The following is an 11509-nucleotide window of genomic DNA, read 5'->3' as shown; positions in this document are numbered from 1 at the left end:
TAATGCGGCTATCGAAGTCATAGCGGCTGGCGCATCTGCTATTGAACAACCATTTGCATTTACTGCTGATAATGTTCCCGTTACAACTGGTAAAGTCGTATCGTTAATATTGATAGTTTGTGTAGCTGTAGTTGCATTGTTACAAGCATCTTTTATGGTATATGTTCTTGTAAATGAAATTGAACAAGTGCCTGAAGCTGTTCCATCTACACTGGTTACAACTAAATTCGCATCAGAAGTACAGTTATCTGAAATCGATAACCCTGCTGTTTCTAAAGCGGCTATCGAAGTCATCGCGGCTGGCGCATCTGCTATTGAACAACCATTTATATTTGAAGCTGTTAAAGTTCCTGTTACAACAGGTGCAGTCGTATCATTGATGTTAATTGTTTGAGAACAAATAGCTGTATTCAAAACGGAGTTTTCTCCAGGATCTCTTACATCATTATTATTTGGATCTGCATATTCAGTAATTGTATAGGTACGAATTGCATTTGCATTACATCCTGGGTTTAAACTATTACTAGCTGTTATTTCAATTACTCCACATCCTACCACGTCAATAATCCCATTTCCATTACCTAATGCTTGAAATTGAGTAACTGTATAACTAGTTTGTGAAGGTAAATCCGCATAACATTGAACTGTAGAAGATGGGAAAGTTGGACAAGCAATAGTAAATGTCCCATTCAATATTTGGACAACATCTGTCATTATTCCAGTACAGCCAGCATTACCATTTGTTGCTTTAACGTTTAAAGTTTGCCCTGCGACTAAAGTAATTGTGTTAGGAATAGGAATAGTTACAATTCCTCCAGTTCCATTTACAAGTAAAGGCGGTGAAAACGAGGTTCCAATTGAATTAACAATTTCATATGTAAATGCATTTTGTGTATTTAAAATTGTTATACTTGGTGATGTTCCATCGCATAAATTAATATCTGAAACAGATAATCCTAAATTTGGATCTGGCGTTACAGTAACTGTAACATTGGATTGATAAGTAATTGTATTTGGACAACCAAATATTGCTTTTAATGCAAATGTTGCCGTGTAGGTTGTAGTTACCAATGGTGCTAAAGTTATAGGAATACCAGTTCCAATTACGTTGTTATTTTGATCCGTCCATGTAATATCATATAAATTATTTGTGGCTGAAATAATTGCTACCGTAGTTGGGCTTCCTGGGCAAATCGTAGGATTAGTTACTTGAGCCGTTGGAACCGTTGACACAGAGGAAACAGTTAAATTTTTATCTAAACTAAAACAAGCTGATGCTACTCTTACAAAATAATTTCCAATAGGGACATTAGTAAAAACATAAGAAGTATTGGGACTAGAAACAGTAAAAGGTCCTTGAATCGGTGTAGTTGCATTTGAAGTGCTATATAAACTAAAACTTAACGGGTAAATAATTGTACCATTAACTGCTTGAGCACTTACTATGCCTGAATTTGAATCATTTAAATCACACAATACACTGCTAGTTGTTATTGCGAAATTTTGAAACGGTGCTACAGTTATTGATTTAGTATAATTGAAAGGAGCAAATGCATTTAAAGCAGCTGAGAAAGCAGTCCCAGTGGCACCTGAAGTAGTAAAATTTAAAATATAATTACCTGATGCTACATTATTAAACACGCCTGAAGTTCCAGCAATAGACTGCAATAATGCTCCTGAAGTAGTTTTTAATTGTGTGTAAGTAGGAAGAAATGTATTCGCATTTTGATTCAAATTAAAATTAATGCTATTTGAATTACTACAACCTTCCACAACTGAAAACTGTGGATTATAACCTGCAACATTTGTTAAATTAATAGTTTGTATTTTAGTATTACCAGTAGTTGCCGTACACCCATCGGAATATTGAATTTTATAGTTTCCAGGTGGTAGATCTAAAATATTAAACCAGGCTGGGTTAGCATTAAATGTTCTTATAATTGGAAAATTTATGGTATAATTTCCAGTTGACGAAAGAGGATTTGTTGCGGATATTGGCATTGAAGTTTGTCCGTCTACACGTTCAACTTTAACGGTTAGTGGATATTGTCCACTAAACGAGTTTGTATACACTTCAAAACCTACTGTGCCAGAAAGTACAGAAGTTTTTGAAACCGCATTAAGTGAATTAATAGGTATATTATCTGTAATTGTAATTGTTCTTGACACACTATGACAAGCATCTGTTGCGGTTACTCTATACACTCCTGTTTGATAGACAAAAAAAGCATTAGCTCCTGAAGGTATCGCTGCTGTTAAAGCTCCAACTACATTTAAATCATTGGTCAAAGTAGCAGGGTCAGGTGAAATATCGGAACCAGAAACTATTTGCCAAACATCAGGGCTAGTTGAAATTCTTCTTTCAATAACAACCGTATTACTTTCACAAAAATAGATATTCCTATCTGTATATCCAGTATTAGTATTATCACTATCTCCAATTACTGTAATTTTGTATTTAAAAGAACAATCGGGATTCATTAAATTAGTAGAAAAAACATTCAAAAAATTATTGTTTAAATCTACTGTATTTGTTCGAGTTAATATTTTACAGCCCCAATTAAATGTTGTTTTAATTTGCATGCCATGTGACAAATTAGGACCTCCTGTTGCAACTGGATCGTAAGTAAATCTATTTTGTGCCGAAATATAGGTTAATGGATAATCTATACCGGATATAGTAATTTTTGCATTTCCGAGTTGTATTAAAATATTTTTCCTAGCAGTCGTTAAATTATCTAAATTAATAAAAAATTTTGCTGTTGCACAATCACTACATTCTCTTACAAAATTATATGCTCTAAAACCATAATTTAAATCCGCTGCAGTTTGCGTTACAGTAGTTGGGGTTTGTGTAATTGTGTTTTCACATCCAGGTGTGCCATTTACTTGATCCGTTACCTGTAAAGTAACTTGTTCCCCTCCAGGTACATCATTAAAGGTATAAGTTCTTAATGTAGATGTTGCTGTTTGAGTACTTACTGAAGTTATTAATTTATAAAAAAAAGGACCTGTTCCACCAGTTATATTTGCAGTAAGGGTTCCGTTTGGTATATATCCTGGTGATGTATTTGTACAAGCAGGCGGAATGGTTGTACTAGACACGCTCATATTTACATAACTTGAGGTTAAAACAACAGGATTATTTGCATATTGTACCGTTGTAAAACCATTTGAGAGTGATATATTATAGTTGCCAGCTGTAAGTGAAGAAAACAAAACATTTCCTCCAGTTATAGGCACAGTTAATGCTATTGGAGTGCTTCCTGCTGCTGTTTTTACAATTTCGGCTACCCATGCCGAACAATCTGTTGAGGTGGGCACTGCAACTGTAATAGAACCATTTGAAAAACAGGTGCCATTAACTTTAGTAACTGTAAAGTTTGCCGTATTACACTGACTAAAACCTATAAAAGATATAAATAGAGTAACTATAACAGCAACACTATACTTAAAATTATTCATTTTATTAAAAATATTTAAACAAATTTATAAAATTAAAACGCTGAAATTCAATAATTTAAATTAAATTTTTTGTGGTTTTTAATTCTGTGCAAATGTAATAAATAAAATTAAATAAATAAATATTGTAGAATTAGTTCTACAAATTAGCTAATGCCGCTGTTTACTTTAAATATTTCAATTAATCCTGCAACAGAAGATACATTTAATTTATCGTATATTCGCTGTTTGTAGGTACTTACTGTTGATTTTTTTAAAGTTAATATATTTGATATTTCTAAATTAGCCACTCCTTTTACCATTAATAAAGCAATTTCCATTTCTCTATTTGATAGTACATGTAACAAAGAAGTTTTGTTAGATTTATGAAATTTTTTAATTTTTAAAACGATTTCGTCTTCAAATAAGGTTTGTTCAAAAGCTAAGATTATTTCTTCTGGCATACTTAATTTTGAAATAAATGCATTCGCTCCTAAAGACAACACTCTATTTTTATAAACCGATTCATCAAATGAAGAAAAAATAATAATTTTAACTTCTGGAAAAACAGTTTTTATTTCTTTTATCCAAGTTATGGCATTTCCTTCTTCAAAATTTAAATCTAACACAATTAAATCAATTGTATTTTCCTTCAAATTATCAAAAATCTCCACTTTATTTGAGGCATGAAAAAAAGAAAATTGCTTACCTATACTAGAAAGTAACATTTCTAGACCATTTCGAATTATAGCGTGATCATCTGCTATAAGTATGTTAGGAGTTAAAGTCGTGCTCATCTGTTTATTTTGAAAAATTTAAATAAAAATTTACTTTGGTGCCTTTATTTATTTTACTTTCAATAGTAATTTCTCCATCAAAAAGCTCAATTAATTCTTTACACAAGTACAATCCCAATCCAGCTCCTAAATTGTGTACTTTATCTTCTGCAACACTTTGATAAAAGTTTGTAAAAATAGCATTTATATCTTGTTTGCTAATTCCTTTACCCGTATCAGAAATGCTGACTTCTAACTTATAAATTTTAGAGGACACGTTAACAACTTTAGCTTGCACATCAATTATACCTTTTTCGGTAAACTTATTTGCATTACCAATTAAGTTGTAAAAAACTTGATACATTTTTACAACATCTGAAGTAACATTTAAATCATCGGGTAAGTTTAGGGCAATATTTAAGGTATTCTCTTTTTGTTCAACTAAAGTTTTCAAACCATTTAAAACCTCAATTAATTCGTTTTTTACATTGAAAATTGACGTTTTTAAAGCTATTTTCTTTTGTTCATTTTTGGAAAAATCTAAAATCTGACTCGCCAATAAATTAGCAGAATTAGTTGTAAAAGTAATCGACTCAAATAATTGTTTCATAATTGGGTCAACAATTTTATTTTTTAATTGAATACTGTATAAAGAAAGTATCGATAAAGGCGTTCTAATTTCATGACTTATCATAGAAACTAATTTGTCCTTAAATATTAAATTTTCCCGAATGGTTTTATTCGCAACAAGTAGTCTTTCTTCATAGCCAAAAGCCAACTTGGTTAAAATGATAAGTATAATTGAAACGAATAAAACCAAAATAATAATTCCAAAAACAGTAATTCTTCGAATCGATTTTGTTTCCGCTTCTTTTTTGTTATATTTTTTATCAATAGCATCTTTATAGGAAACAAAGCTAGAGTTAATTGCTTTTAAAGCGGTATGTGAGTTCTCTAAAAAATCAAAACTTTTTAATATTAACTCCGTTTCGGAATTTTTGTTTAAACTTAATTTAATTTTTAAGTTTTTAATTTGCTCTTGGTAATATTCATTGGTTTTATTGAATGCTTGACCAAGCTGTTGTTGTACGTTACCTGAGCTTACATTTTTTCCAAACTTCATGGAAACTATGATGTTTACTTTTTCTTTCTGAACCTCTACATCTCCTGAAATCGCATTACCTAATCTACCAAAGAAACCTTTCTTTTTTACACTGTCAACTTCAACTTTAGTGTCTACTTTAACACTATTTAATATTTGACTATAATCGAATTTTTTTACATCTAGCAAATCATCAAAACCACTAGTGTTTGTTAATGGATTCGCTTTTTGTAAAGAATCAATTTTCCTTTTAGCAATTTGATAGTTCTTATACTCTTCTTTATTATTTTCTTTAAAATATTTTGTAAAACCTGAATTACCAGTCAACTTATTATTTAGGGTATCAAACTTTTTTAAACCCGTATTCATATTGTTTTGAAAACCATTAAAAGTCGTTTGATTTTTATTGGTTAAAAAACTAATAAAATCATTTTGTGCATCACTAAAATGAGAAGATGTATTTTGAATAATTACTTCTGCTTTTTTTAACTTCTCTCGGTCGAGATTAATTTTATCTAATTCATTTACGTTATAAAATTCATTATAAATAAAAAGTGCTAATAAAAACTGAAATAATATTATAGAAAATAATAAACTGTAATGCACATATTTTCTGTATCTAAAATTGATAAATTTTATAATAGTAAACTTATAAAGATTCTTGAAACTCATGGGGCTGTGTGTCTTTTATTCAAAAATGATTGAACAATAAATTTAAATATAATAAAAAAAATTAAATGGAATACTTGAAATTTAAATAAATAGCATTATTTATAAAATTTAAACTTTCTTTAGATTCGGAATTCATTCTAAACGCTTTTGAAAAACGATAACCTAATCCTAGTTTTATTGATTCATTTATTAAGAATTCATTTTCCAAACCTATATGAGGTTGTAAAAACAACCCTTTAAAATCTTCTTCTTTTGTTAAATTATATCTAGTATTATTAATCATTTGTTCCCCTTTAATGATTTTTGAACCTGTAAACCCCGCGTTTATTCTAAAAGTTACTTCTTCATCATTTGAAGTATAAATATTATAACTCAAAGTATTTTGAATACCTAAATAATCTGTTTTCCAAGAATAATCATAAGTAGCGCTTTTACCTGTCGCATTAAATTGTTGAAATGAAAGTCCGGCTTTGTATTGCCATTTCACATTTGATAAAATGTTCCATTGGTACCCAAAATCTACCATATATCCATTATCTGATTTTATGTTGGAATTTCGTTGTCCTAACGAATTTTTATAATCATATTTGGTATAATTCTGACCAAAATTAAAATAATACCCTTGTGCATTAGCAACAGTAACTGTTAAGAAAAGTATAATTATAAAAGATAGTTGTCTCATTTTTTTAATATTTTAATGTATAACTAGTAATTTTTGCTTGTTGAAAAACTAATAAGCCCCCCAAAACAAAATTTGATTGTTTTCTAGAAGTGAATATTGCGCAACAGTTAAAGGTTCTGGAAATAAAATAAATTCGGGAATGTTTCCAGTAAATCCATTTTGGTTAAAAGATGTGTCTAAAGCACCTGTTGTTAAACCCACCCCAAAAGTAGAACCCGCCGACCAGGTTATGGATTGTACACTTAAAGCAATATTGTTTTGCTTAGTTATACCACTCATTTTAACGGTCTTAGTTGTAGTACTCCTTATCATTGAATATTGTTTAAGCTTATTAAAACCTACAGTTGCATCATTTAGAAAGTTTCTAGACGCATCTGTTGACGAGCCAAAATCGGTATACGTAAAATTGTTATTATCTGGCCAGTTCATGTGTACAGACCACCGCTTATTATTATCACTAGTATCCGAATACCCGAAAGAATTATTTGTTGTAACTCCGGCTTGAATTTTTGCCAACATCATGACACTTCCTCTCAATCCACTTCCTAATAATACAGGCATGGTTTGATTGACAGTGACATTATGTTTAGAAGATCCTGTGAATACTAAAGATGCGTATTGATTGGTTAATCCCGCAACGCCTAAACTAAATACTGGTTGTCGGGCGGTCGTTGTCTGAACTCCATGATAGCCATTTGCTCCTTGATCATACCAAATGGTAACAAATAGCGTTGCTGCACCTCTAAAACTTGCTAGGGTTTGTGTGCTATTTACTGCTAATCCGCTGGAGCCTGGAACTGCAATTTTTGCATCACTATTGTCAGAAATTATTCCATTGGTATCAAAAGTGAGATCGACTTCGGCATTATCAGTACTTCGTCTAAGTCGAATTGCAAAACCTAAATAATCAGCACGTAATTTCCTAGTACTAAATGCAAATGAAGGGGTTACACTCACTTGATCCAAAATTAATCGTTGCACTTCAACTGGAGGGGTTATATAAGGCGTTCCAACCACTTGTGAATAACCAAGTGTTTGTAAAAGAATAATCAGAAAGAATAAAACTTTTTTCATAATCTTAATTAAAGCCAGTTGCCATATAAACATAAACCGTTGTTCCCATAACTACAAAAGTATATAAGGTGTCTTTCCCTGCAATGGTTGTTCCATTATTTACTGATTTAAAAGTAAAACCTACAGCCGAAAAACTTGCAGTTCCAGAAGTTGTGCCTTGTACGGCTAACGTATAGGTTCCTCCATTTTTAATACCCTGAAGGAAAAATGCTGTTGGACTTGCAGAAGTATAAGCTAAATTACTATTGTTAAATAAAATTGCTGTTGCTGAACCTGAGTTATAAGCCACTGAATTTGTTGCTGAACCATTAACCTCTAATGTTGATGTAGGATTTAACGTTCCAATTCCCACACGCTGACTTTCATCAATAAACATCGCTCTTGTTTGTGCACCTGGTAAACCAGTAGTAAAAAATAAGCGCCCAGCACCACCTGATACAATTTCAGAACCAATCCTAGCGCGGTCGTTGGTATCTGTAGAAGTAGTACCGTGTCCAAATCCTAGCCACCAATTATCACCAGAAGCTACTGAAGGTGCTATTAATTTCAAAGCACCAGTTCCTGTAACCCCTTGAACTACTAATGGTGCGCTTGGAGCTGTGTTATTGATTCCTACATTACCGTTGCCTAGCCAAGTCATTGTTGGTGTGGTTGATAAAGACTCATCAGTGTTAGCTAAAACTAAATCCAATCTAGATTTTGAATTACCTGGACTAACTCCATCATCATACGTCCCTAAATTAAACTGTGCCGTACTACCCCATTTAAAACCTGACCAAGTAGGTCTAGACATTCGTAACATAGTTGAATTAGCATTAGCACCCATTGTGGTTTGAATCCCTTGTATGTGTAATTTTATTGCGGGAGCAATCGTACCAATACCCACATTACCTCCACCTGGTTGTAAAACATAAGACAAGGATGCCCCTGTAGAATAATTATGAGCTTGAGTAGCGGCAGCTGTAGTGGTCAAATAATGACTTATCGCGTTATTGTTTGCTCCTGAAGTAGTTTGAAAACGAGTTAACGGTCTGAAAGTAGTATTGTCCATTAAACTAGCACTCGAAGCAGGTAAATTAGCTATGTATGCATTGTCATTTACAACTAATTTTGTCAATGGAGCAGTAGTGCCTATACCTACATTACCAGAATTTAAATAACTAATCATTGGTGCAGCATAACTACTCATACCAAAATCCACTCGGTTTGAAGCGGCCCCATTTGATTGATAAACATAGCGCCAATCAGCACTATTACCCGTTGTAGCAGAAACCCCAAAATTTAATTGACTTGCATTACCAGCAGTAGTGTTATTGGGTGCTAAAAATTTTGCGGCCACCACATAAGCATTAACTGAGGTGGATTGCACCTCTAAAGGCGCTGTTGGGTTATTTGTTCCAATTCCTACATTTCCTGTTCTAAAAATACCACTTGTTTTGTTACTTCCCGCATCGTTAGTTGTATTGGCTAAATTCCAAGCAGTTGAAGCTGGCGCTGTATAGGTTACATAAGTAGTTCCATTGTACGTCCATAAACTATTATCTACTGCTGATTTATATACTACAGATTCATCTGCGGGTGTATTTGGTGTAAAAACAGGACTGCCTGAGTTTGGAGTTGCCGTTGAGAAATCAACAATATTTTGTGTTCCTGGAATATTAGTTAAAATAACATCTCCTGTACTATTCAATCCTAACACTTTACTGGCTGATGTGCTAGCTGCACTTGCCGAATTTAGATTTGTAAATCGTAATCCAGAGTTTCCTGCGGTACCTTGTTTAATTTCTAATGTATTTGCTGGTGAAGCAGTTCCTATACCCACTTTTGTTCCATCATCAAAAATAGAACTATCTGTAAGTGTTTTAGCTGCTGAGAATTTAGGTACAAAATTAGTAGTTCCGCTACCTCCTATTTTATCGTTAAAAGTAGTCCAATCGGCTGCACTCAATGCTCCTCTGTTAGCCGCAGAAGCCGATGGTACATTTAATGTAACCACAGGTGTAGTTGTGGCACTAGCAACCGTTGATGTTATGTCAGTCCCAGAAGTCCCAATAGTTAAGGCACTTACTTCTGATACCGTTCCGTTATTTGGTGTTGGTATGTTTAAGGTTGCGCCTACTAAAGAAGCTGCTCCTGTTCCAGCTGTTGTTAATGTTATAGCATCTTGTTTTCCAGCAGTAGCTGCTGTTACAAATGCTGTAGTAGCAATTTGTGTGGTATTTGTTCCTGCTGCTGCTGTTGGTGCCAATGGTGTACCTGTTAAACTTGGAGATTCCAATGGTGCTTTCAATACTAAATCTGGTACCGTTGGCGAATCAGCAGTTCCACCTAAATCTCCTGCTAATTTTATTTTTCCTTTTATTGAAGCTGTTGCATCTGGCGTAGCAGAAGATGTTACCAATCCATCCACATAGGCTTTATTTACAGCATCAGTACTACCTGTTGGGGCATCGGCTATAAAAATTTTTGTTCCAGTAGGTATTGTTAAATCACCTTCCATAGTATCACCATCTGAATTTACGTAACGGGCATCCGTAGTTGATAAATCTGTAGCTACTTCAAGCCAGTTGGTACCATCATAGATAAAAGTTCGCCCATTATTTGGGTTACCTGTAGAAGCCACAATATATATATCTGATGATTGTTTCGCTGGACTTGCATTGATAATAGAAGTAGCCAAATCAGGGTCTACCGTTGAACCTGTAAAAACTCTTCCAATAATCACAGCAACATTACCGTTTAATGCTGGCACAACACCATTTACAGAACGAACAGCTCCGGTTACATCAGTTACAGGAATTGTTGAAACTGTAGATAAATTGGCTCCTGTGGTTGCTTGTTTTACATAACCAGCAGTTGTAGTCATATTTGATCCTGTTCCACCATTTTCAACAGAAATTATTTCACCTATTTTAGCATTTGTTACCGCATCATCAGCAAGTTTAACTGTTGTAACGGCATCATTGGCTAATTTAGCAGTAATAATTCCTAAGTCTTTTACTTTAAATGGACTGGCTGTGGTTCCTACACCTTCTATAGTAGCTAAATCGGCAACTGCTCCAAAAGCACCTTTGTCTAACCAAGCTACTGCTCCTAAACCATCTGTAACTAAAACAGAATTAGTAGATCCTGGGGCAATTTTTACCGTAGTTACTGCATCATTTGCAATTTTATTTGTAGAAATAGCATTATTTGTTATTACTGGACTTGTTGCAGAACTTCCGGTACCAGCTAAATCTCCTCCTAATTTAATTTTACCTTTAACTGTTGTGGTAGCATCTGGAATTGTAGCATTAGATATTTGAGCATCCACATACGTTTTTACTGCATTTTGTGTCGGGAATAATACATCACTTGTTCCTAAAGTAGTAACATCTGATTTATTTGCTGCGTTTTCTTTTGTATCTAAAGCTGTTTGAACTGCGGTTGAAACGGGTTTATCCGCATCGGCGGTATTGTCTACATTACCTAAACCAACTACTGATTTATCTAACGTTTGCCAAGTTTTATCTCCTCTCCAATATTGTGAAGTGGTGCCTGCTGCAATTATAGGTTCTTTTGTTAGAAGTCCAGGAACTGTTGGCAAGTCTGCTGTGCCACCTAAATCGTTAGTTAATTTTATTTTACCTTTTACAGTAGCTGTAGCATCTGGTGTTGCATTAGCAATTTGTTGAGCATCCACATACGTTTTTACTGCATTTTGTGTTGGGAATAATACATCACTTGTTCCTAAAGTAGTAACATCTGATTTATTTGCTGCGT

6 protein-coding genes are annotated in these 11509 nt (G+C 33.4%); all 6 read right to left on the bottom strand.

The annotated features are described in order from the left end of the window. Positions 1-3465: hypothetical protein (locus tag ABWP78_RS01825; RefSeq protein WP_353168379.1), on the bottom strand; the 3465-nt coding region annotated here is incomplete at its 3' end. A 143-nt stretch (positions 3466-3608) separates the two neighbouring features. Continuing rightward, a complete protein-coding gene (locus ABWP78_RS01820; protein ID WP_353168377.1) occupies positions 3609-4238 on the bottom strand; it encodes a response regulator transcription factor in 630 nt (209 codons plus the stop codon). 4 nt (positions 4239-4242) lie between these two features. Continuing rightward, positions 4243-5991: a sensor histidine kinase gene (locus ABWP78_RS01815; RefSeq protein WP_353168375.1), complete on the bottom strand. Its 1749-nt coding sequence runs from the start codon at positions 5989-5991 to the stop codon at positions 4243-4245. Between the two features lie 61 nt (positions 5992-6052). Next, a complete protein-coding gene (locus ABWP78_RS01810) occupies positions 6053-6673 on the bottom strand; it encodes a hypothetical protein (RefSeq protein ID WP_353168372.1) in 621 nt (206 codons plus the stop codon). A gap of 48 nt (positions 6674-6721) precedes the next feature. Continuing rightward, positions 6722-7747, bottom strand: a complete 1026-nt coding sequence (locus ABWP78_RS01805) for a hypothetical protein (RefSeq protein ID WP_353168369.1) — start codon at positions 7745-7747, stop codon at positions 6722-6724. Positions 7748-7751: 4 nt separating this feature from the next. Beyond that, positions 7752-11509 (bottom strand): beta strand repeat-containing protein (locus ABWP78_RS01800; protein ID WP_502905440.1); only part of this gene is annotated, 3758 nt, incomplete at its 5' end.

The sequence above is a fragment of the Flavobacterium sp. genome (genome assembly GCF_040402955.1).
Classification (GTDB): domain Bacteria; phylum Bacteroidota; class Bacteroidia; order Flavobacteriales; family Flavobacteriaceae; genus Flavobacterium.
Note: the sequence above shows the minus strand (reverse complement) of the source record. Positions and strands in the feature narration are given on the sequence as shown.